Genomic DNA, 21,982 nt, shown 5'->3' on the forward strand with positions numbered 1-21,982 from the left:
CCATGGCTAAAGGCTTGGGACGCTAAAGACCCGATGCTGCGCGCCCTTGATATCCGCGACATGCTGATCATCGACCGGCTGGAGCTGACGTTTCAGCCGGGCTTGAATGCTTTGACCGGTGAAACCGGCGCGGGCAAGTCGATCTTGCTGGATTCGCTGGGCTTTGTGCTGGGCTGGCGAGGGCGCGCCGAGCTGGTTCGTCAGGGGGCCGCACAGGGCGAAGTTGTGGCCGAGTTTGAACTGCCTGACGATCACCCTGCCCATTCGATTCTGGCCGAGGCGGGTCTGCCCGGTGGCGAGGAGCTGATCCTGCGCCGCGTCAACACGGCCGAGGGACGTAAGACTGCATGGGTCAATGACCGCCGTTGTTCGGGCGAAGTGTTACGGGCGCTGTCGGAAACTCTGATCGAACTACACGGCCAACATGATGACCGAGGCCTGCTGAACCCACGCGGGCATCGCGCAACGCTGGATGCCTATGCCGGGGCAGGGGATCAGTTGGCCGCCGTGCGTGCCGCATGGGGCCAGATGTCCATCGCCCGCAAAGCTCTGGCGCAGACTGAGGCAGCGCTGGAGGCTATGCGTGCCGAAGAAGAGTTCCTGCGTCATTCCGTTGCCGAGTTGGATCAGCTTGACCCGCAACCGGGCGAGGATGCCGATCTCGACGCCCGCCGCCGCATGATGCAAGGGGCCGAACGGATTCGCGACGACGTGGCCCGTGCCTTTGCCTTGCTAGGCGGCGACGGGGCCGAGGGCGCGATGGCCGATGCCGTGCGCTGGCTGGAAGGCGTGTCGGACAATGCGGGTGGCCAGTTGGAAGGCCCCATTGCAGCGCTGGGTCGCGCCCTGATCGAACTGGGCGAGGCGCAGGATGGGGTCAACGCCTGTCTGCAAGCGCTCGATTTTAACCCAGCGGAACTGGAACAGGCCGAGGAACGCCTCTTTGCCATTCGCGCGCTGGCACGCAAACACGATGTGGCCCCCGATGATCTGGGCACCTTCGCCGATACCTTGCGCGACCGCCTGAACCGGCTGGATGCGGGTGACGCCGACCTCAGCAACAAACGCGCTGCTGTGGACGCGGCACAGGCTGCGTATGACAACGCGGCCACCGCGCTTGGCGAAACGCGCCGTAAGGCCGCCAGTGCGTTGGACACCGCAGTAATGGCTGAACTCGCGCCCCTGAAAATGGAACGCGCCGTGTTCCGGACCGAGATCACCGCGACCGACCCGGGCCCCGAAGGCATCGACGCGGTGGCCTTCACCGTCGCCACCAACCCGGGGGCGCCGTCAGGGCCGCTCAACAAAATCGCCTCGGGCGGCGAACTCAGCCGCTTTCTGCTGGCGCTTAAGGTCTGCCTAACGGGCGAAGACAGTGCCCGCACGATGATCTTTGACGAGATTGACCGTGGTGTCGGCGGTGCTACGGCGGACGCGGTGGGCCGCCGTCTGGCCGCACTCGCGCAGGGCGGGCAGGTGCTGGTCGTCACCCACTCGCCGCAAGTGGCCGCACGGGCGGCGCATCACTGGCGGGTGCAGAAACAGGTCACCGGCGATCAGACCCTGTCCACCGTGATCCCGCTGGCCGACCCCGACCGCGTCGACGAAATCGCCCGGATGGTCGCAGGCGACACCATTACGGATGAGGCACGTGCCGCTGCCCGTGCCCTGTTGGATGCATGACGCGCATTCTGTGAGCATCTTGTCGTGAACCGACTTTTCTAAGGCGCGCGCGTGGCTTACTAAGGGTCAGGCGACCACCCCAACGAGGGCCAATGACCCAATCGACCCGCACCGTGCTGCGCAATCAGCTCAATCAAGCCCTCTCGGCGCTGCGGGATGCATGGCGGGTAATGCTTCATCGTGGCCCCAGCCAGATTCAGTTCTGGTTTATTGCTCTGGTCATCGGGATCGCTGCAGGCTTCATGGCGCTGGGATTCCGGATGGCGATCTCGTCGTTGCAGGCTTATCTCTACAACACCGAAGATATCCTGTTCCTGCACAGCCATGCTGAGAAGCTGCATTGGCTCTGGATTTTCCTTACACCTGTGGTCGGCGGGTTGGTCGTCGGGATCATCCTGAACAGGTACACCGATGATGGCCGTGTGCGTTCGGTCGCTGATGTGATCGAGGGTGCGGCCATCACTGATGGACGGGTCGAAAAGAAGGCCGGTATCGCATCTTTTTTCGCTTCGCTGATCACGCTCAGCTCTGGCGGATCCACGGGGCGGGAAGGACCTGTTGTGCATATGGCCGGGGTCATCTCGACTTGGGTCAGCGACCGTATCCACGCCGACGGCATCACCGGGCGCGACCTATTGGGTTGTGCTGTGGCCGCTGCTGTTTCGGCCAGTTTCAATGCTCCCATCGCCGGGGCCTTGTTTGCGCTTGAGGTTGTGCTGCGCCACTTCGCCGTTCATGCCTTTGCGCCCATTGTCATCGCCTCGGTCGCGGGGACCGTGATCAACCGGCTGGCTTATGGTGACGTGACCGAATTCACGCTGGATACGCCCGGGTCGTTGCAATTCTATGTCGAGCTGCCCGCCTTCCTGATCCTAGGCCTGATTTGCGGGCTGGTCTCGCTGCTGCTGATGCGATCGATCTTCTTCGCCGAGGATATCGGCACGCATATCCAAAACCGCTTGTCTCTGCCGCGCTGGCTGCGCCCCGGTGTTTCGGGCGCGATGCTCGGCCTGTTGGCGGTCTGGTTTCCGCACATCATCGGCGTGGGATACGAAACCACGATCCGTGCCTTGACCGGGGACCTCGTGCTGACGACCGCGATCCTGTTCGCGGTCATCAAAACCGTCGCAGTGGCGATTACCATGGGCGGTCGCATGGGTGGTGGTGTGTTTTCCCCTTCATTGATGATCGGAGCGCTGACCGGGTTGGCCTTCGGCCTGATCGCCACCGGATTGCTGCCAGATGTGTCAGGCACCCATACGCTCTATGCCTTTGCCGGGATGGGCGCGGTGGCTGCCGCGGTGCTGGGCGCACCAATCTCGACCACGCTCATCGTGTTTGAATTGACCGGAGACTGGCAGATCGGCCTCGCCGTGATGGTTTCGGTCTCGATGTCCACTGCGCTGGCCTCGCGCCTTGTGGACCGGTCCTTCTTCCTGACCCAGCTGGAACGACGCAATGTGCACCTTGCCGCCGGGCCGCAGGCCTACTTGCTGGCAATGCTGCGCGCAGGCGCAGTAATGCGCCCGCTGGGGGACGCGCGTTCGATCTCCAAGGAAGACGCGCAGGCATTGATCGAACAAGGCCTATGCGTCAAGGCCAGCGCCACGCTTGAGGCCGCGATGCCATATTTCGACCGCGATGACATCCCTTGCATCCCGGTGGTGATCATCGACAAGGACGGCTGTGAAAACCCCGTTGGCGCGCTCTATCACATCGACGCGCTGAAAGCTTACAACCGCGCGCTGGCCGCCACAGCGGCCGAGGAACATTCTTGATCAGCGTCCGTAAACGCTGGCTGCGTCGCCCAGATAATTGTCCCAGACAAACCAATACGAGATATGTCCCGCGACGCGCGGCAACTCTGCGCCATCCGGGCCAATCAGTGCCTCTTCGGTGACGCGCCACTTTTTGCCCGTTTCATCTAGCAGCCCGCCATCAGTGGTCGCGCGGAACTGGCGCGATCCACGCTCGTAGGCGCGCACGCTGCGCTTGTCCGGGTCGCCCATCAGCATCAGTGCCCGCCCGCCAATCGCATCGTTGATCACCGGCTTGCCCTTGAACGCGTCCAACGGCCACGCCCGCGCTGCGCCGAACTGGCGCACGGCGAACACGTAGTCCTTCTGGCGATGCCGACTTTGATCGACCAAGGCCGGGAACATCAGATCGGGTGAGGCAAAATAATCGCGATACACAACGCCCGAGCCATAGTTGCGCCGATGACCGGTGCTGAGCGACAGCACCTGCGTATCCGGATGCGACGCCTTCCAGCTGTCCCAGCGGGTGATCACCACAGGACGCTGCTTCAGCTCGATCCCACTGTTGACCAGCGGTCCGACCACGGGCTTGCCCGTATATTGGTTCCATAACGAATGCGTCTCACGGTCGAACATCAATTTGTTCGACCGATACAGGAACCCGGACGAGCCAAATACAAACGGCTTCCGCCGCCCCTCGACCTGCGTTTCAAACAAAATCCCCGATCCGCACAGCGTACAATAGGCCAGTGCTACCGAAACGCCTCCGATCACCTCGTTGAACATCTCGTGCCAGCCCATGATGCGCAGCGGATAAGCGCGTACATCGCCGTTGATCGAGACGCCAAAGACCAGATCGTCGTCTTTCATGTAGTCCGCCCGCGCCGCAGGGATCAGCTTGGGATTGTCCAGCGAAGGGATACCGTCCTTGCGCACACCACCCCAACTGATCTCTTCCAGCCGAATCTTCATGTTGTCGCGTTGCAAATATTCGGGTTTCAGGAACACATCGAAGTTCTGATCGATGCCCAAAAGAACTTCGCGTTTGAACGGTATCAAAGATGGATGAGGTACAATCTGAGCGTTCCGTTCTTGCCATAGCATCCATTCGAACCAGTCTGTGCCGTGGCGCGCGCCGCTCAACGCTTCCATGACTTTGGCAATGTCTCGCTCTCGCCTTCTGCCATAGCGCATCGCCGTCAAAAGCGCGGGCACAACGTCCGGGTTGCCGCGCTCGGTCAGGAACGCCATCCCGGCTTCGAAATCGGTCCGACTGCCATACAAAGTTGAACGTACGGCATCGTAAACAGGGTCATCCTGCGCCCAAAGAGCGCGAGGTGCTACGGCGCTTGCCCCCAACAGGCCGACAAAGCTGCGACGTGGAATCGACATGGCATCCTCCGATCGGGTTCATATTCGATCTTGCCTGCAAAGCAGATCACATACACGCAACACTCGCGTGAGTGGCTCGAAATACTGAAGCTGCACGCCGGGCATCTCGACATTGGTCCATCCTGAGCACAAGATGCTGCTGCGATTGATGTCATCGAACGTGACAGTGGCAATGAAAAAGGAAATACCCATGCAAGACCATGGTTATAAGGCGGGGCGACTAAACCTGCCTTTTGTCGGCATCTCAACCTTCGCCAAATCTCCATATGTTGAGAATTGGGATGAGATAGAGGCGGATATCGCCGTTCTCGGCGCGCCCTTCGATTTCGGGACCCAATGGCGACCGGGGGCGCGGTTTGGACCTCGGGCCGTGCGCGAAGCCTCGACCCTGTTCAGTTTCGGCCACGCCGGGGCTTATGATCACGAAGATGACGCAACCTATCTGGATGGCTCGGTGCGGATCGTTGATCTGGGGGATGCGGATATTATCCATACCAAGACCGACGAGAGCCATGCGAATATCGCCTTGGGGGTGGGCAAGATCCTGAAAGCAGGGGCCTTGCCGGTGATAATTGGCGGGGACCATTCGATCAACATCCCCTGTATCAATGCCTTCGCCGAGGATTGCGCGCAGAACGGCCCGATCCATGTGGTGCAGATCGACGCGCATCTGGATTTTGTCGATGAACGCCACGGAGTGACCGCCGGACATGGCAACCCGATGCGGCGGGCGATTGAGAAAGACTATGTCTCGGGCATGACGCAGTTGGGCATCCGCAATGTCTCATCCACTGCGAAAGAGGGCTACGAGGACGCCCGCGCGCGGGGCTCGGATATCCTGTCGGTGCGGCAGGTGCGCAAACTGGGGGCCGAGGCAGTGCTGGCGCGTATCCCGCAGGGGGCACGGTATTACGTAACGATAGATATCGACGCTTTTTGCCCTTCAATCGCGGCGGGCACAGGTACGCCCAGCCATGGCGGGTTTCTCTACTACGATGTACTGGAAATTCTACAGGGTCTGGCCAAACGCGGGGATGTTGTGGGCATCGATCTGGTCGAAGTCGCGCCTGCTTACGACCCGACGGAAAGTACCCAAATTCTGGCGGCGCAGCTATTGCTGAACTTTCTGGGCTTCATCTTTCACGAACGCGCCCAGCGATAGAAGGTGGGGCATGTCGCCCCACCCGTTTTTTCATGGATCGATGATGTTGTGGCCGGGACCATAGGGGAAGCCGGTGATGTTCTCGGCCCCGTCTTCACCAACCACAAGGATATCGTGTTCACGATAGCCGCCCGCGCCGGGCTGGCCTTCGGGGATCCACAGCATCGGCTCGATCGAGACGACCATGCCGGGTTCCAGCACCGTGTCGATATCTTCGCGCAGCTCCAGACCGGCCTCGCGCCCGTAATAGTGGCTGAGGATGCCGAAGGAATGGCCGTACCCGAATGAGCGGTATTGCAGCAGGCCCTCATCCGCGAAGAAGCGGTTGATCTCAGCCGTGATGCCCGAACAGGTCGCGCCGGGTTTGATCAGGCTTAGGCCCAGCTCATGCGCGGCAACGTTGGCCTTCCACAGGCGCAGGCTGTCGGCGTCGGGTTCGCCCAGGAACAGCGTGCGTTCCAGCGCGGTGTAATAGCCCGAGATCATCGGGAAGGTGTTCAGCGACAGGATATCGCCCTTTTGCAGCGCGCGTTTAGTCACCGGGTTATGTGCGCCGTCGGTGTTAAGCGCCGACTGGAACCAGACCCATGTGTCGCGGTATTCGGCATCCGGGTAGGCGCGGGCGATTTCCTCTTCCATCGCGTCGCGTCCAGCCATGGCGATCTCGATCTCGGTGGCGCCTTCACGGATAGCTGCGTGAATGGCGGCCCCACCCACGTCAGCGGTGCGCGCGCCGCCTTTGATCAGCTCGATCTCTTCTGCGGATTTCACCATGCGGGCAAACATCGTGTCAGGTGCGATATCGATCAGTTCCGGTCCGCCCAGCATGTCCAGCGCCGTGTTGCGCGCCGCCAATGTCATGTGGTCGCCTTCGATCCCGATCCGTTTGGCCCCGCCGATGAGGCTGGCCACTGCGCGCCAGTAATTGTCGCGCTTCCAGTCGGTGTAGATGACGTTGTCCTCAACCGAGCGCCGCCACGGTTGGCCCGCGTCGATGTTTGCCGAGACAGTGGTGCAAGCGTCCTGTGTTACCACGCAGCCGTAGGGGCGGCCGAAAGAGCAGTACAGAAAGCCGGAATAATAGGCGATGTTCTGCATCGAGGTCAGCAGGACGGCGGGGATGTCATGCTTGGCCATGATTGCGCGCAGGGCGCTAAGGCGGCGGTCGTATTCGCCCTTGCTGAACGGCAGGGGCGCTTTGTCGCCATTGTGGCAAATGAAGAATTCGGGGCGTTTTGTTGTGTCTGTCATGACTTGGTCTCTCATCATTGCCGGGCGGCAAACCCGGCCACTTGTCCCGGCGTTCAGGACAGGCGGTCTCGGGGTCCGAGAGCCGATCATCCCAGTGCGTCCGCGACGCCATCGCGGCTGGGATGAACAGGTGAATCGTTAGATCAGACCTAGGCCTGCGTCAAGCGGGGGAAAGGCCCCGCAGGCGCTCGGACCGGCGGCGCAGCAGCTCGACCGTGGTCAGCAGCGCAATCGAGATCACCACGAGGATCGTGGCCACCGCCAGAATGGTCGGGCTGATCTGTTCGCGCAGGCCGGTGAACATCTGCCATGGCAGCGTTTTTTGGCTAGCCGAGCCAACAAACAGTACCACGACCACCTCGTCGAATGAGGTGATGAAGGCAAACAAGCCACCTGAGATCACACCCGGCAAGATCAAGGGCATCTGAATCTTGAAGAATGTCCGCACTGGACCCGCGCCCATATTGGCAGCCGCCCGCGTCAGCGAGCGGTCAAAGCCCACTAGCGTTGCGGTCACGGTGATGATGACGAATGGAATACCCAGAACGGCGTGAGCGAGGATCACTTTCACATAGCCCACAAAGTTCTTGTTCATGCCCAGTGTTCCCTCCATGAAGCGGCCGATATCGCTGTAGAAGAAGAACATGCCTGTGGCTGAAATGATCAGCGGCACGATCATTGGCGAGATTAGGATGCCCATGATGGCGCGGCGGCCTGGAACGTGGCTCTGGCTGAGGCCAATGGCCGCCAGCGTGCCCAGCGAGACCGAGATGATCGTCGCAATCGGCGCAATGATGAGCGAGTTCTTGAAGCTGCGCTGCCATTCATTGTTGGTGAAGAAATCGCGGTAGTGCTTTAGCGAGTACCCTTCCGGGTCCAGACGCAGCATTTCTGGCGTGAAGGTAAAGAAGTCCTGCGCGTTGAACGAGAGCGGCAAAACCACGAGGATCGGGGTGATCAGGAACACGAAGATCGCGCCGCAGATCACCCGGAACAAGTAGTGATAGAACACTTGTTTCGCGGTCAGATAGGGCAACAGTTTTTGGCGATATCGACCTTCGTACAGCCAAAAGATAAACCAGACGAAGAACCATCCACCCAACAGGCCCAGAACGCCGCCCATTGGGCCAGAGAACAGAAAACCGACGATGCCAAAGCCAAGGATATTGATCCATCGTGCCAGTTTTTCGTTCTTGAGTATCGTGATGTAGACCCAGGCCACAGCGGCGATCAAGGCTGCACCGCCAATGATGCCGAGGAAGACCGAGCCATTGCCCGCGCCGACAAAGATACCGGCGAAGGCGCCTGCCAGCGCAACGCTTGGCAAAACCATGGACAAAGGTTTGCGGGATATCGGAGTAAGTGCGGCCATGTCGATTATCCCAGCTTCACGTTATCAATGCCGACAATCTTGTCGTAGCACCAGTAGAGCAGCAGTACGACGCCCAGAAGGATCGTTCCCAATGCCGCGGCCAGCCCCCAGTTCAGTGAGGACGAGATGTGATAGGCAATCCGGTTCGAAATAAAGACACCTTTGGTGCCGCCAACGATTTCAGGCGTGATGTAGTAGCCGATCGCCAGAATGAACACGAGGATTGAGCCCGCGCCAATGCCAGGAATGGATTGCGGGAAGTAGATGCGCCAGAATGTCGTCCAGTTGGTCGCGCCCATGGATTTTGCGGCGCGGGTGTACGAGGGCGGTATGGTCTGCATCACCGAATACATTGGCAGGATCATGAACGGCAGCAGGATATGCGTCATAGCTATGATCGTGCCGATCTGGTTGTTGATGATCACCAGCCTGGCGTCGTCGGCGACCAGTCCCAGCCAGACCAATGTTTCATTGATCACGCCCTGTTGCTGCAACATCACCTTCCACGCCGAGGTTCGCACCAACAATGACGTCCAGAAGGGCAACAACACGAGGATCATCAGCAGGTTCGACACCCGCATCGGAAGTGTCGCCAGCAAATAACTGACCGGATAGGCCAGCAGGATACAGGACGCGGTGATCACCAGCGACATGAACAAAGTGCGCCCGAACAGCTTGATCAGGATCTGCTTGTCCTCGGGCTGCGCCTGCGCGCCCTCGGGCGTGCGGCGCATGTCCACAGCGTTCAGAAAATAGCCATTGGTGACAGCGGGCGAATGCGTCTTGATAACCGCCCAAGTCTGCGGTTCACCCCAGCCGTCGTGAATCTCGATGACCTGGTCTTTGAACGGCCCATCGGTTTCGGGGTCCAGCTTACCCATTTTCCGACCCGAGCGGCGGAACATCGAAGACATGCCTGTCTCTTCGTAGTTCAGACGCGAACCCAGCCGGGTGTGTGTCTTGTTATCGACGGCCACGACCATATCGCGGACAAAGGCGTCATAAACGGCTTCGTCGGGCAACTCGCCGCTGGTTTCATCCCAGCTTTGCAATGCTTCAACCGTCAGGGGCAGTGTCTCTTGTACGATGCTGTTTTCCACAGATCGGAACAGCATCGCCGCAATAGGCACGATGAACGAGAACATAACGAACAGCAGCAGTGGGGCGACCAGCATCAGGGCCCGCAGCTTTTGCCGTCGCAGAGACCGGGCCAGCGATTGCTTGAGTGGCGTGCCGTCCGCGGCCAGCATGGGACCAGTATTTTGGGTGGCGTCAGTCATCGGTACCCCTTGGGTATTTTTGGGGTCGGGGGCGATAGGCCGCCCCCGACAATCTCAGGAAATCAGACGCTTATTGCGCCAGCCAAGCCTGGAATTTGGCGTCGATATCGTCGCGGTAATCCGCCCAGAACTCGTAGTTATACAGGAACGTGTTCTTGGCGTTTTCCGGATCGGTCGGCATGTGTGGTGCCATGTCGATGCCCAGATCGGCGTGCTGACCCACCAGCGGAGCAGAGGAAGCACGAGCCGGGCCGTACGAGATGTACTTGGCCTGATCTGCCAGACGCTGCGTGTCAGTTGCGAACATGATGTAGTCCAGCGCGCGCTGTTGACGCTCTTCGCTCAGGCCAGCCGGAATGATCCAGCCATCAAGATCGAATACCTGAGCATCCCACAGCATCGCTACCGGCTGCTTTTGCTCTTCGATCACGCTGAACAGGCGACCGTTATAGGTCGAACCCATGACAACTTCACCATCAGCCAGCAATTGTGGCGTGTCGGCACCGGCAGACCACCAGACGACACTGTCCTTGATGGTGTCCAGTTTGGCCAGGGCCTGGTCCTGACCTTCAGCAGTGGCCAGAACGTCGTAAACGTCGTCTTTTGCAACGCCGTCACACAGCAACGCCCATTCCATGTTGTTGATCGGGCGCTTTTCCAGCGAGCGCTTGCCGGGATAGGCTTCAAGATCGAATACTGCGCAGATGTCGGTTGGCGGAGTATCACCGACCAGATCTGTGCGATAACCGAAAGTGGTTGAATAGACGATCTGCGGGATAAAGCAGTCGCTGACCAGAAGGTCACCGAAATCTTCGGAGGCAGGCGTGCCATCGGGGGCAGGGGCCAGTTGAGTGTCGAAATCGATCTCAAGTGCCAGACCTTCGTCGCAGAGGCGGATCGCGTCCGCCGCAACCACATCAACCACGTCCCATGTGATGTTGCCCGCTTCGTTCATCGCGCGCAGTTTGGCGACGGCCTCGTTCGAGCTGTCATCATTCAGGATGGTGACGCCGGTCTTCTCCGAATAGGGCTCGTGATAAGCCTTGAGCTGCGATTTGGAATAGGCGCCGCCCCACGAGACGATGGTCATCTCTTCGGCGGAAACGCCGCCAGCCGCTGTCGCAATAGCAGCTGCTGTCAGCAGTGTTTTGGTAGTTTTCATGTGTTACTCCCAGTACTTCCCGTTTGTTGTTTGGTCAGCTGACGCACGGGTTTTCGCCAGCTGGTCCCTCGGTAAGCCACGTTTGTACCGCGCGGCTTGGTCTATGCGTCGAGCGCACGACAATCCTTTGCAAGCCAGCCGATCTCGATTTCCTGTCCGGGATTCAGACGGATGGCGTCGGGGGCATTCCGTGTTTTGACGATGAACTCGTCATTGCCCGCCACCGACATGCGGAAGCGGAACACGTCGCCCATATAGATGAATTCCTTGACCGTTGCTTTCAGCGTATGTGCATCGGCATGCAGTCGGTTTTTATTGAATTCTACGCGCTCGGGCCGGATCGAGACCTTGGTACGTTCGCCCGGATTGTGCACGTTGATCGGCACCGCATCGATTTCCGAGCCGTCATCCAATTGCACAAGGCAGGTATCTCCATCGATGGATTTAACAACACCTTCCAGGGTATTGTTTTCACCGATGAATTGCGCCACGAAACTGTTGTCGGGTTCTTCATACAGCTGATCCGGCGGGGCCAGTTGCTGAATGCGGCCATCGTCAAACACCGCAACACGGTCGGACATGGTCAATGCCTCGGTCTGGTCGTGGGTCACGTAGACGGTGGTAATGCCCAGTTCATGCGCCAGACGGGTGATTTCGAACTGCATATGCTCGCGTAGTTGTTTGTCCAACGCACCCAGCGGTTCGTCCATCAAAACCAGTTCGGGCTCGAACACCAGCGCACGTGCCAGTGCGATCCGTTGCTGCTGACCACCCGACAACTGCGCGGGGCGACGATTGCCGAAGGCACCCATCTGCACCATGTCCAGCGCGCGCTTGACCTTCTCCTCGCGCTCGGACTTACCCAGCTTGCGGACTTCCAGCGGGAACGAAAGGTTCTCGGCTACAGTCATATGCGGGAACAGAGCGTAGTTCTGGAACACCATCCCGATGCCACGTTTGTGCGGAGGGATATTGTTGATGGGTTTTCCATCCAGAAGAATCTCGCCATGTGTGGCGGTTTCGAATCCGGCAAGCATCATCAGGCAGGTCGTCTTACCTGATCCGGACGGCCCAAGCATGGTCAGGAATTCGCCCTTTGGCATTGCCAGGTTGAGATCTTTGACGACGAGGTTCTCGCCATCATAAGACTTTTGAACGCGTTGAAATTCAACAAACGCGGCGTCGCTATTTGTGTCGGTCACAAGACCCCCTGTTGCGTCAAATGATTACCCGGTTGGTCCGGGCCTCATTGATCTTCTCGTGCATTGATGACGAGGCTAACAAATGGTCGCAAGCCCGTAAAGCAATTGGAGTCGCGTAAACGCCGCATTTGCCTAATTTTGCGACACGTTCAGTTGTTTCATATGCCAGGCCAAACTCTGGTTGCTTGACAGGACAGGCTTGCCGATCTGCGCTTCGATCCTCGGGATAGCCGTCAGTGTCCGAAGGTTCGTACAACTTAAGAATACGGCGTCGACTGTTGAATCTCTTCCCAGCCGCACGGCGGCATCGACCACGGAATCGGTTGAGATCCGCACAACTTTGGCTTCTTCGGATTCGCCGAAAGTGCCAAACACATCCATCGAGATGCCTTGTTCTGCAAACGCGCGTCGCAACGGAGTGTTTACTTCTTCAATGTAGGGCGACAGCAGTGCAAATTTTGAGACGCCCAAATGTCTCGCGCAGGCAGAGGCTGCCCGCAACGGGTTGGTAACGGTCGATGTATTACAGGTCTGCATGACCATCTGCTCAACCCGATCCGAGCCGATAACCGAACTGGCTGACGTACATCCATAGCCAACAACTCGATAGGGCCGCGCCTTTGGCAGCAAATCAGCCGCTGCAGGCAAGTCGGTCTCCATCTGCGCCAGCGTGTCGGTGTTAACCTCGGCCCCGCTGGGAATGCGGCTGACATAAAGAGGGCTTTTGTCATCGATAAAAAGGCTACGAAACTCAGGTTCGATTGTCTCGTCAGTCTGTAAAACGATCAGCCCCATTGGTACGGCCGAGGGATCGTCAGGATCCAGTGTGTACGGCAACGTGCTCATATCTCGGCAATCTCCGGTCCTATCCGGGGGCTGAGGAATTCGGGCGCGCCTTCGGTTATCAGGATGTTTTCTTCGTGCACGAGAATTTTGCCATCGACCGCAATACCCGGTTCAAGCGTCAAAACCATTCCTGGTTGCAGTTCAGTATGATCATCCGGAATAAGCGAAGGCCATTCGGTCAACGACATTCCTAACCCGTGGCCCAGACGCCCTGCATCGGTTCCCGCGCTGCCATCGGTAAGTATGGTGTTCATCGTATGAAAAAGCTGAGAAGCCGTCACGCCGGGACGGGCTTGATCAAACGCTGCATTCGAAGCCTCGACCAATCTGGCATGTGCATCGCGTACCGCCTTGGTCGCTGGGCCGACGGACCAATTGCGATCATAGTCGCAAAAATAGCCATCGTGAACGAGGCCGGTGTCGAGCATCAGCACATCGCCTATGCGAAGCGGGATCTGTGTCGCGGGTGAGATTACATCCGAGTACCCGCCTTGCTCGGCCCCTCCGGCCAGATAGGGCACCCAGTCTGCACCTTCTTCAAGGCAGAGTCTCTGAAAGTTTCGAAATATCTGATCCAACGGTGTCCCTGCTGAGGCAATCTCGGGCACTCGTGCAAAGGCGTGGGAACCAATCTGACAGGCAGTTCGAATCTTTGCGATCTCGGCGTCAGATTTCACCATGCGCAGCGCCCGTAGGATGCCATGGTCACCCGTAATTTGGCGCGCTCCAATTGCGGATTCGAGATGCCTTAGATCGGCCAGTGGCATCCTTACATGGGTCTCATGCCCGTCGGGGCAGCCGATTGAGGCGTTTTCAGGCGTCAACTCTCTCAGTGTATCGGCCAGCAGGGATACCCCATCATCTTCAAGGTCGGGTGCACTCCAGGTTCGAATGTCGTCGATCCATGTCTGTGCCATCAATGCAGCACCGATGGATGGGATTACTGCAACCGGCTTGCCAGAAATCGGAACGATCAGAAACCAAGGCCGCGTTGGGCTTTCCCAGAAACGGGTGAGATAACCTGTGAAATAGCGAAGCTGGGGCTCAGTCGTAAGCAACAGGGCCGATAGACCGGTTTCTTGCATCCGATGCTGGGCGCGTGCAACGCGGGTCGCGAATTCCTCTGGTGCGAAACCTCTCATGCAGGTTGCTCGCTCAAGATACAGAGCACTTTGGAATTCGGTCCAATACCCAGTTCACTACGGATCGCGTCGTTCAGAACGGCCGCAATGCCAGCACCGCCCGAAGCGCTGGTTTCCAACCCGGCCTTCGCCATAGCCGGAAGCTGTTCTTCGACAGTGTCATCCTCGATTGTCACAAACAGATCGGCATCTCGGGCCAAGCCGTTCAAGGCGATCAGCGAGGGCTCTTTGCAATCCAGTCGCCCCATGATGCTGTCGGGCCCGTCAGCAAACACACAATGCCCCGCTTCGATACTGGCCTGCAGCGCCGGGGCAGAGGTTGGCTCGACAACGATGATCTGCGGAGCATCTCCCCAAACGACCCGCGCATAGGCAGCGACGGCTCCGGCCATGCCGCCAACACCGGCTTGCAGAAGAATGTGCGTTGGTGCCTCATTACATTGCTCGGCGGCTTCGACCGCCATTTGCAGATACCCTTCCATCAGCAAGTACGGTAGTTCAGTATACCCCTCCCAGGAACTGTCCGAGAGCAAAGTCCAGCCATTGTCCCGCGCCGCTTGACTGGCTGCTTCCATGCTGGCGGCGTAATCCGCACCCGCCCGGACCACTTGTGCGTTTTGAGCGCGCAGGCGATCTGCAAAGCTTTCTGGAACTGTTTCTGCGATGTAAACAACTGCATCAGCTCCGAAAGTGCGCGCGCCCGCGGCCATGCTCATCCCGTGATTGCCCGCGCTTGCCGTAACATAGGTGCGCCCTTTGAGCGTGTTACCATCTGGCGTGACCGAGATGTCATTCGCTTCGCAGGCGATCACATAAGCCGCACCCAGCGCTTTGAACGATCCCAGGCCCATACGGCTTCGCTCATCTTTAACCCAGAGATTCGCAACGGGTGCCAGCGCCGATGCATTCACAAGGGGCGTTTCGACAAAGTCAGGGCAGAAGAATCGATGCCGGCCCAACCCATCTGTCTCTTCGGAGGGATAAGGGGCCTGATCCGAAAGCTTAGAACCACCTCGAAACGGGTTACTGACTAGTTTCATCGCTCGCTCCCTGATCTTGTGTTGCGCCGACGTGAACGAATTGGCCGAAGGCTGTCAAGCTCGGCCTTGATTCAGCAGGATTGTGTTCGTGTTCTGCATGCATCCCTGGTTCTGATGAATGAGTATCTTTTCAATCGTTTTGGTTGGTTGTAAGTGTCTGCACACGACATCGGCGCGGCGAGACAAAACTTCGACGATGATGTGCGGGCGTGATGGAATGGTAGACATATCGGACTTAAAATCCGAAGGCCTTAGTGCCGTGTGGGTTCGAGTCCCACCGCCCGCACCAGTACCATCTCAGACAGGGAAACCCAGTTGGGTGATCAATTTCCAGATATCCCTGTTGGCATTCGAGAGCTGAGTGACAACATCCTCGATTTCTTTCATTGCTTTGTCGTCGACTGTGTCTTCACGACCAAGTTTGATGTCAGTCTTGCGATCAGCAATGCGCATCAGGATGGTCTTTGGATTTCCGCTTTCCTGATCGAAAGAATAGATGCAGTGATTGTACTTGTTTCGAATAGAGGACAGGCGCGACAACCGCTGGGTGTGTTCGAGAATCGGATCGCGGATTTCAGGGGGGCGACCCTCCATCTTGGCGAGACGTTCGACCAGATCGATACGGGCACGTGTGGTGTTAAGCGTCAGGAATATGATGACCGCAACATCTTTGTTGGCTCCGGTCAGACCTGCGATCAGGTGGATCAGCAGGCTTTCCGTGTTCGTCCACATATAGTTGAGCCGACCCACCAACAGAATGAGCCGGTCGAACCGGGTTTCGAATGCCTCATCCAACGGGCGCGTTGCGCGCTTCGTTCGGCGCGACCTCAAAGAAAAAATGCGCAGCTTCAGTCCGGTTGCTCACATCGATCTTGCCCGAGACATTGTGCATATGCAGTTTTACGGTGTGTTCGGTGATGCCCAGATTCGACGCAATGGTCTTGTTGCTCTTGCCTTGCGATACCAGCCTCAGGACTTGCTTTTCGCGGCGCGTCAGCTTTGAGTATCGCAACAGTTTGTCAGGCGACCGGGTTCTGGTTGCAGGCTGTTTTTCGATAGGTGTGCCTGGCGCACTTTGTGTTGCGTTCATGCTGTCGGCCAGAAAGCAGGGCAGGTGCAGCTCTTCGTGCATCAGAAGCCGCAATATTGCGCGCCAAACATCCGGCGCCACGTTCATTGGCAAATACCCGACACTGCCGAAACGGGTACGATCCCAGCGTTCGAACAGAACCCGGGCCGGACTTTTCTTGCGATAGGCGAAGGCCAGACATCCTGTCTCGGCGAGCCGGGAATAATCAGCGGGCCGCGCCAACAGATCTTCGAGCATCATCTGATCCACGACAATGATGCGCTCGGAGGGAACAGAGTTCCCACTCTCAGCCAGCAGGTCGTCAAGGCTTTCATATCTTGATGCACGAACGCCAAATTCGCTTTGAACACTTCTCAGGGTTTGGTTCGAGTAGAACAATTCCTTGCCGATAAAAATGATCGACAGCTCTTCGGGATATTCAATCTGATCACGGGCGTCTTCTTGCAATGAAATATTCATTGATCTTCCCCCCACTAATACAATCGCCGCCCTCTGAAACTTTAAATCGGGCACAGAACTGGGTGGCGCGAAACATTAACTTTGAACTCAAATAGTACCTTATCATAGCTGAAAGTACGTGTTTCAGCAACCAAAGGCGGGTTCCGCAATACCGCGTACTAGAACCTTTGATCAGGTTTTTCGTATATAGTTTTAGCGTAACTTTATGAAATTTCAGGGTTAATAATCCTATATGTTTGCGCATGATTGTTTCTGAGGCAAATCTGGTGCGAAATACGCCAGAATTCGAAAAATATATATATTAAACAGCTAATTACGGAAAATAGCCCTTTCGGCCAGCTATGCACATCCCCTTATCGCTGCAACCATGCCCAAGCTTCAATTTGTGAAGTGATCTTAGACCTGACGTGCCTGCGGTCCGCGTATTTCTGCGAATTCTCCGTGGTCATGGAATCGGCTTAGCCGAGAAAGGGGGGCAAACCAAACAGAAGACCTTCACGGCCGCGCGAGTGTCCAGATTGACACGTTGCGCGCAAAGTCTGTTTCAAACCGCGCCTGTTACCGCTTTGTAGATGAATGGCGGTCTGGTGCTTCAGTAAAAGTGGAACTTATTATGGAACGCAGATTAGCTCCAATCACCGATGTCCAAGAAGTTATCGACGATCAGGATCCTGTTGTAGACGAACCGCAGCTGGAAGAAGAAGAGATGGCTGTTGAAGATTTGAACCAACAGCAACAGCAGCAGCAACAACAGCAGGGCGACGACAGCAACACCAACGGTGGTAACGACAGCAACACCAACGGTGGTAACGACAGCAACACCAATGGTGGTAACGACAGCAACACCAATGGTGGTAACGACAGCAACACCAATGGTGGTAACGACAGCAACTCACAGACCAATGGCGGTGACGACAGCAACACCAATACCGCGACCGTAGATATCGACTTCGGCGGCGGAGAGTGGATTCCGCGCGACGATGACAAAGTCGACGTTGATATTGAGGACGTCGAAGGTGATGTCGGCGACGTTATTACTGCCGGTGACGATGTAAATTACGATCCCGGCGACGACGTCAACATTGATATCTCGCAAGATGGTCCCGGAAATGATTTCGCGTCGATCAACCAGCAGTTTGCCAGCCTGGAAGACAATGACAGTTTGGGTACAGCAAGTGTCGAGAATTCAGGCGACTTCACACAAAGCGGTGACGCCAACGGCGGTGAAGCCTATGCTGAAGATGGTATCGACGTAAACAACGACGGTGGCTCCTCTGGCGATGGCGGCATGAGCTATGGTGGTGAAGCCTATGGCGACACCAATGGCAGCCATTCGCTGGCCTTTGGTGGTCATTCAGGAAATGCTGATAGCGCTGCGACAGGTGGAGATGGCGCATCTTCGGGTGATACCTATAACGCAAGCCTGGGTCTTGGTCATTCGAGTGCCAGCGCAGACGGTGACAGCACCGGCGGCGAAGGCGGCGCAGCAGACAGCGAGTCTAATGCCGACAACCACGGCGAAGCGAGTTCCGATAGTGACTCGACTGGTGGTAACGGTGGTAATGCCGGATCGATTGGCCTTGGTCTTGGTCTTGGTTTGTCCGGAGCGAACGCCGATGGCGATGCAGACGGTGGTGACAATACATCTGGGGCATTAGCTGCTGGCCTTGGTCTGGCAGGCACCGATGCTTCCAACGACGGTGCCGATGGTGGCGCTGGTGATGCCGATAACGATGGTTCGGCAGACAACTCTAGCGACGGAACCAACGAAGCCAACGAGTCTTCCTCTGGAGGCAATATTGGTTTGGGTCTGGCTGGCGCTGGCGCGATGGGTTGGAATGATGCCGATGGCGGTAGCGGTTCCGGCGGCGAAGGCTCCGGCGGCGAAGGCTCCGGTGGCGAAGGCTCCGGGGGCGAAGGCTCAGGCGGTGAAGGCTCAGGCGGTGAAGGCACTGGTGGCGAAGGCTCCGGTGGCAATGCCAACGGTGGCGACGGCACCGGCGGAGATTCCGGCTCGGTAGAAGAAGCCTTCCCATTCCCGGTACTCCTTGTGGAAGAGGAAGATCCTGACGGAGACGAAGAAGCTGCAGCAGCTGGTAACTCGAACGGTACCGGCGGAGACGGTGGTACTGGTGGTGCAGGTACCGGCGGTACGGGTACTGGCGGTACAGGTACTGGTGGTACGGGTACTGGAGGTACTGGTACTGGTGGCACAGGTACTGGCGGACCGGGTGCTGGCGGTACAGGAACCGGTGGTGCAGGCGGCGGCTACGTTGACACGGATGCTGATGCGCAAGGTGTTGGTGACCAAGATGCTGCCGGCCCTGTAATCACGCAGTCACCTGGTGATATCGATGGCTCTGCCGACAATGATCAGGACGTTGACGGTTCTGGTGGTAATGGTGGTACCAACACAAGTAATGGATCAGCAGACGCCAGCGGCGATGGAATGGCATCGGCTGAAGGTACTGGTGGCGCTGGCGGTACGGCCAACCCCGAGGCAAGCTCGGCCGGAAGCGGTGCTGGTTCAGCTGACGCAACCAACGAAGCCGGAAACGGCGGTGACTCTGAAGCATGGGCCGATTCAGCCAACGATGGTTATGCCGAAAGCCTTGCCGAAGCGATTGCCGGATACGGTGGAGATGCTTCGTCCGATAATGATGCGGACTCGATGGCTTCAGGTGATGCAACAGGTACTGCGATGTCAGGTGACGGCGGTGCCGGTGGTGCAGCGGCATCGACTGGCGGTACCAGCGGCGACGTCATGGGCTCGTCTACTGGTGGTGCAACCACAGGTGCAATGAACACCGGTGGTGAAGCATCCGGTGCATATTCGGGTGCCGGTGGTGCTGGCGGTAATGGCGGTACCTGGGGTTCGGATAATGGTGGCGATGGTATCGTCAACGGCGAGTCTTATGCATCCGCAGCAGCAGTCGTCGATACGAACGCCTTCAACCAATCGATCGTACAGGGTGCCAACGTGCTTGGTAACTCGGTCGATACGACCATGGTTGGCGGTTCGATGACCTCGACTTATTCGAGCGACGACACCGAGGTCTAAGACCAATTCGCGGGGGCCGCATTATCGGCCCCCGTTCAATGAAATCGCCGGGGCCGCGTAATGTGGCCTCGGCCCAGCAAATCCCGAACCGGAAATTTTAGTCGGCAAGGGGGCAAGGGATCATCGAAATGTCATTCGATAGTGTTACCGAAAAGATTGCACACTTTATTGGATCTTTTGATCTTACGATTGAAAAAGCCCGGTTGAGGGATCAGTACGAAGAGTTCACCGCCATGCGGCGCAAGGCGGAACTGGACGAACTGGAAGAACCCGCAAAGATCCGGATCAAGGCAGATCTTGAATTGGACCCAGGCAAATATGGTCCGCTTTCCTATCGGTTTGACACCCCCCCCGCCACTCCTGAACTTCCACCCCCAACCGACGGCCCTGAATTTGAAACGGTCGTTGTACTTGAACCACCACTCTCAGACGGTCCGCCGTTACCCGAAGCGACAACCGGCCTAGGTGCAACGTTTGTGATCGAGCAGCAGCTGGAGATTGTGACAGAGCTTATCGGGTCTGCTGTGACCTACACGTTCCAGACGATTTTCCTACGCGACAATGACGTTGTCGGCGAGGGAGATTTCCGCGATGTCGATCAGTTGATCGCATTGGCCGAGGCGGCTGCGCAGGTCGCAGCATCGATGCACGCGTTTGCCGTGCCCTCGTTCTCGATCTCGGACTACTTGTCGGTTGAATACGTCGAGTCTTTGGCCGAAGCGATGTTGGCCCCGATCAATGTCGAAGTTGAAGGCGCGGTTGTTTATCAGTTCCACGGCGAAGACGCGATGGGCGTGATCGTCAATGGTGAGTATGTGGACGAAGCCCCGGAATGGGAAGATCTTCTGCCTGCGCATCATAGACCGGACGAGGAAGAGGACGACGAAACACCCGATATGATGCCCGCAGAATGGGCTCAGGACGAGGAAGACGAATTTGCCGAAGGTCACACGGTGATCGCAGGCGGCAACCTTGCGATCAACGAGATGAACGCAACTGTGGCCTGGGTCGATGCGCCTTATATTGCGGTCGGTGGAAAAGCAATCGAACTGGCCATGGTGAGCCAGGTCGCCGTTGTATCTGACACAGACAAGGGCACGAATGGCGGCTCGGGCACCAATGTGGTGCACTCGTCGACGATCGAGGTCGAAGGCAACTCAGCCCCTTGGCTTAAGACAGGTTCAAGTGAAGACGATGCCCCGGCATATGTGCATGTTGATTGGATTACGACCGACCTGATCGTTGCTAATTTTGTCAAGCAGGACATCGACGCAACGGATATCGATCATATTGATACCGAGATTAACGCGACGACCACGCTGTACGCATTGGGCGACAACGAGTTGATTGATGTCACCAATATTCTTCAACTTGGCAGTTATTATGACCTGATCATGATCGAAGGTGACATGATATCGGTCGATGCGTTTGTCCAGACGCACGTATTATTGGATGACGATGTGGTGATGGGCGGATTGCCCGGACCCATCGATGGATCGGACGCAAACCTGGTTATGAACGAGGTTTCTCTCAAGAAAGAAGGCGAAGATACGTATCAGGCGATGCACGACTCCATGGCCGACGCCATGACCATGGGCGAGGACGACATGGCAGCGCTGGAAGAGGCGCTAATGAACGATCCGATGTTTGCTGGCATGGAGCAGATGCGGGTCCTCAAGATCGATGGATCGCTGGTTCAGGTCAACGTGGCCGAGCAATCGACGATGCTTGCCGATCAGGATGACGTATATCTGAATGGTCCCCACGCGGACGAGACCGAGGTTCTGGCAGGCAGCAATGCGATGCTGAACGCCGCCAATGTAACCAAGGCCGGCGTGGATTCGGTTGTTATGGCTCAGGATGGGGCATTTTCTGACCTGCTACTGCATCAGGCAAGCCTGCTTGACATGCCCACGAATGAGGACATCGCCGAGATGACCAACGAGGCAATCGCCGCCATCATGGAAGAGGCGGGTATGCCAGGTCACGACAATGGCATTGGGCCTAACGGTAACGATCTCACGCCAAGCGAAATGGCGAATTCCTCCGATGGCCTGCAGACCATGCTGGCCTAATATTTCCT

Annotated in this window: 16 protein-coding genes and 1 tRNA gene; 6 read left to right on the plus strand and 11 right to left on the minus strand. The window is 57.6% G+C overall.

From position 1 onward, the window contains the following. The first annotated feature begins 33 nt into the window (after positions 1-33). Entirely contained in the window at positions 34-1,683 is a 1,650-nt protein-coding gene (recN, locus tag ACR0BI_RS13820; RefSeq protein WP_480562374.1) for a DNA repair protein RecN, read from the plus strand. A gap of 92 nt (positions 1,684-1,775) precedes the next feature. Next, positions 1,776-3,461, plus strand: a complete 1,686-nt coding sequence (locus ACR0BI_RS13825; RefSeq protein ID WP_170392011.1) for a chloride channel protein — start codon at positions 1,776-1,778, stop codon at positions 3,459-3,461. Here ACR0BI_RS13825 and ACR0BI_RS13830 read toward each other — a convergent pair whose 3' ends face one another. After that, a complete protein-coding gene (locus ACR0BI_RS13830) occupies positions 3,462-4,832 on the minus strand; it encodes a DUF3179 domain-containing protein (protein ID WP_480562373.1) in 1,371 nt (456 codons plus the stop codon). A 190-nt stretch (positions 4,833-5,022) separates the two neighbouring features. Here ACR0BI_RS13830 and speB point away from each other — a divergent pair, with 190 nt between their 5' ends. Beyond that, positions 5,023-5,994 carry an agmatinase gene (gene speB / locus ACR0BI_RS13835; protein WP_170609383.1) on the plus strand — a complete coding sequence of 324 codons (972 nt, stop codon included), beginning with the start codon at positions 5,023-5,025 and terminating at the stop codon, positions 5,992-5,994. A gap of 30 nt (positions 5,995-6,024) precedes the next feature. On the opposite strand, the gene ACR0BI_RS13840 is transcribed toward speB, so the two are convergent. From ACR0BI_RS13840 to ACR0BI_RS13875, 8 genes are all read right to left on the minus strand, one after another. Then, positions 6,025-7,245, minus strand: a complete 1,221-nt coding sequence (locus ACR0BI_RS13840) for an aminopeptidase P family protein (RefSeq protein WP_170563736.1) — start codon at positions 7,243-7,245, stop codon at positions 6,025-6,027. Between the two features lie 160 nt (positions 7,246-7,405). After that, a complete protein-coding gene (locus ACR0BI_RS13845) occupies positions 7,406-8,617 on the minus strand; it encodes an ABC transporter permease (RefSeq protein ID WP_170392003.1) in 1,212 nt (403 codons plus the stop codon). Positions 8,618-8,622: 5 nt separating this feature from the next. After that, positions 8,623-9,897, minus strand: a complete 1,275-nt coding sequence (locus tag ACR0BI_RS13850; RefSeq protein ID WP_170392001.1) for an ABC transporter permease — start codon at positions 9,895-9,897, stop codon at positions 8,623-8,625. 70 nt (positions 9,898-9,967) lie between these two features. Continuing rightward, the gene (locus ACR0BI_RS13855) at positions 9,968-11,059 is read right to left on the minus strand and encodes an extracellular solute-binding protein (RefSeq protein WP_170391999.1); all 1,092 of its coding nucleotides are present in this window, start codon (positions 11,057-11,059) and stop codon (positions 9,968-9,970) included. 101 nt (positions 11,060-11,160) lie between these two features. After that, complete coding sequence (locus tag ACR0BI_RS13860) at positions 11,161-12,261, minus strand: ABC transporter ATP-binding protein (RefSeq protein ID WP_480562372.1); 1,101 nt, start codon at positions 12,259-12,261, stop codon at positions 11,161-11,163. Positions 12,262-12,393: 132 nt separating this feature from the next. After that, positions 12,394-13,107 (minus strand): aspartate racemase/maleate isomerase family protein, encoded by a 714-nt coding sequence (locus ACR0BI_RS13865; RefSeq protein ID WP_170401345.1) that lies wholly within the window; start codon positions 13,105-13,107, stop codon positions 12,394-12,396. After that, positions 13,104-14,249 (minus strand): M24 family metallopeptidase, encoded by a 1,146-nt coding sequence (locus tag ACR0BI_RS13870; RefSeq protein WP_480562371.1) that lies wholly within the window; start codon positions 14,247-14,249, stop codon positions 13,104-13,106. The genes ACR0BI_RS13865 and ACR0BI_RS13870 overlap by 4 nt, the downstream gene beginning before the upstream one ends. Beyond that, positions 14,246-15,289 carry a pyridoxal-phosphate dependent enzyme gene (locus tag ACR0BI_RS13875; protein ID WP_480562370.1) on the minus strand — a complete coding sequence of 348 codons (1,044 nt, stop codon included), beginning with the start codon at positions 15,287-15,289 and terminating at the stop codon, positions 14,246-14,248. Before ACR0BI_RS13875 ends, ACR0BI_RS13870 begins: the two co-directional genes overlap by 4 nt. A gap of 203 nt (positions 15,290-15,492) precedes the next feature. On the opposite strand from ACR0BI_RS13875, the gene ACR0BI_RS13880 reads away from it, so the two are divergent. Beyond that, positions 15,493-15,578: transfer RNA gene (locus ACR0BI_RS13880), tRNA-Leu, on the plus strand. An 8-nt stretch (positions 15,579-15,586) separates the two neighbouring features. On the opposite strand, the gene ACR0BI_RS13885 is transcribed toward ACR0BI_RS13880, so the two are convergent. Both ACR0BI_RS13885 and ACR0BI_RS13890 read right to left on the minus strand, forming a co-directional pair. After that, positions 15,587-16,084 carry a hypothetical protein gene (locus ACR0BI_RS13885; protein WP_170391988.1) on the minus strand — a complete coding sequence of 166 codons (498 nt, stop codon included), beginning with the start codon at positions 16,082-16,084 and terminating at the stop codon, positions 15,587-15,589. Next, positions 16,077-16,838 (minus strand): helix-turn-helix transcriptional regulator, encoded by a 762-nt coding sequence (locus ACR0BI_RS13890; RefSeq protein WP_480562369.1) that lies wholly within the window; start codon positions 16,836-16,838, stop codon positions 16,077-16,079. The genes ACR0BI_RS13885 and ACR0BI_RS13890 overlap by 8 nt, the downstream gene beginning before the upstream one ends. Before the next feature lie 613 nt (positions 16,839-17,451). On the opposite strand from ACR0BI_RS13890, the gene ACR0BI_RS13895 reads away from it, so the two are divergent. After that, on the plus strand, positions 17,452-19,899 hold the full coding sequence (locus ACR0BI_RS13895) for a hypothetical protein (RefSeq protein WP_170391975.1): 2,448 nt from the start codon (positions 17,452-17,454) through the stop codon (positions 19,897-19,899). Between the two features lie 128 nt (positions 19,900-20,027). Further along, positions 20,028-21,974, plus strand: coding sequence for a type I secretion protein (locus ACR0BI_RS13900; RefSeq protein ID WP_480562368.1), 1,947 nt, complete (start codon positions 20,028-20,030; stop codon positions 21,972-21,974). Positions 21,975-21,982 lie beyond the last annotated feature (8 nt).

Source organism: Ruegeria sp. E5, assembly GCF_056534105.1.

What these genes read in the sequence shown, in the direction of transcription:
- ACR0BI_RS13895 (WP_170391975.1), top strand. Translation starts at nt 17,452, where the DNA reads ATGGAACGCAGATTAGCTCCAATCACCGATGTCCAAGAAGTTATCGAC.
- ACR0BI_RS13865 (WP_170401345.1), bottom strand. Translation starts at nt 13,107, where the DNA reads ATGAGCACGTTGCCGTACACACTGGATCCTGACGATCCCTCGGCCGTA.
- ACR0BI_RS13855 (WP_170391999.1), bottom strand. Translation starts at nt 11,059, where the DNA reads ATGAAAACTACCAAAACACTGCTGACAGCAGCTGCTATTGCGACAGCG.
- ACR0BI_RS13850 (WP_170392001.1), bottom strand. Translation starts at nt 9,897, where the DNA reads ATGACTGACGCCACCCAAAATACTGGTCCCATGCTGGCCGCGGACGGC.
- ACR0BI_RS13875 (WP_480562370.1), bottom strand. Translation starts at nt 15,289, where the DNA reads ATGAAACTAGTCAGTAACCCGTTTCGAGGTGGTTCTAAGCTTTCGGAT.
- ACR0BI_RS13890 (WP_480562369.1), bottom strand. Translation starts at nt 16,838, where the DNA reads ATGAATATTTCATTGCAAGAAGACGCCCGTGATCAGATTGAATATCCC.
- speB (WP_170609383.1), top strand. Translation starts at nt 5,023, where the DNA reads ATGCAAGACCATGGTTATAAGGCGGGGCGACTAAACCTGCCTTTTGTC.
- ACR0BI_RS13900 (WP_480562368.1), top strand. Translation starts at nt 20,028, where the DNA reads ATGTCATTCGATAGTGTTACCGAAAAGATTGCACACTTTATTGGATCT.
- ACR0BI_RS13830 (WP_480562373.1), bottom strand. Translation starts at nt 4,832, where the DNA reads ATGTCGATTCCACGTCGCAGCTTTGTCGGCCTGTTGGGGGCAAGCGCC.
- ACR0BI_RS13870 (WP_480562371.1), bottom strand. Translation starts at nt 14,249, where the DNA reads ATGAGAGGTTTCGCACCAGAGGAATTCGCGACCCGCGTTGCACGCGCC.
- ACR0BI_RS13825 (WP_170392011.1), top strand. Translation starts at nt 1,776, where the DNA reads ATGACCCAATCGACCCGCACCGTGCTGCGCAATCAGCTCAATCAAGCC.
- ACR0BI_RS13845 (WP_170392003.1), bottom strand. Translation starts at nt 8,617, where the DNA reads ATGGCCGCACTTACTCCGATATCCCGCAAACCTTTGTCCATGGTTTTG.
- recN (WP_480562374.1), top strand. Translation starts at nt 34, where the DNA reads ATGCTGCGCGCCCTTGATATCCGCGACATGCTGATCATCGACCGGCTG.
- ACR0BI_RS13840 (WP_170563736.1), bottom strand. Translation starts at nt 7,245, where the DNA reads ATGACAGACACAACAAAACGCCCCGAATTCTTCATTTGCCACAATGGC.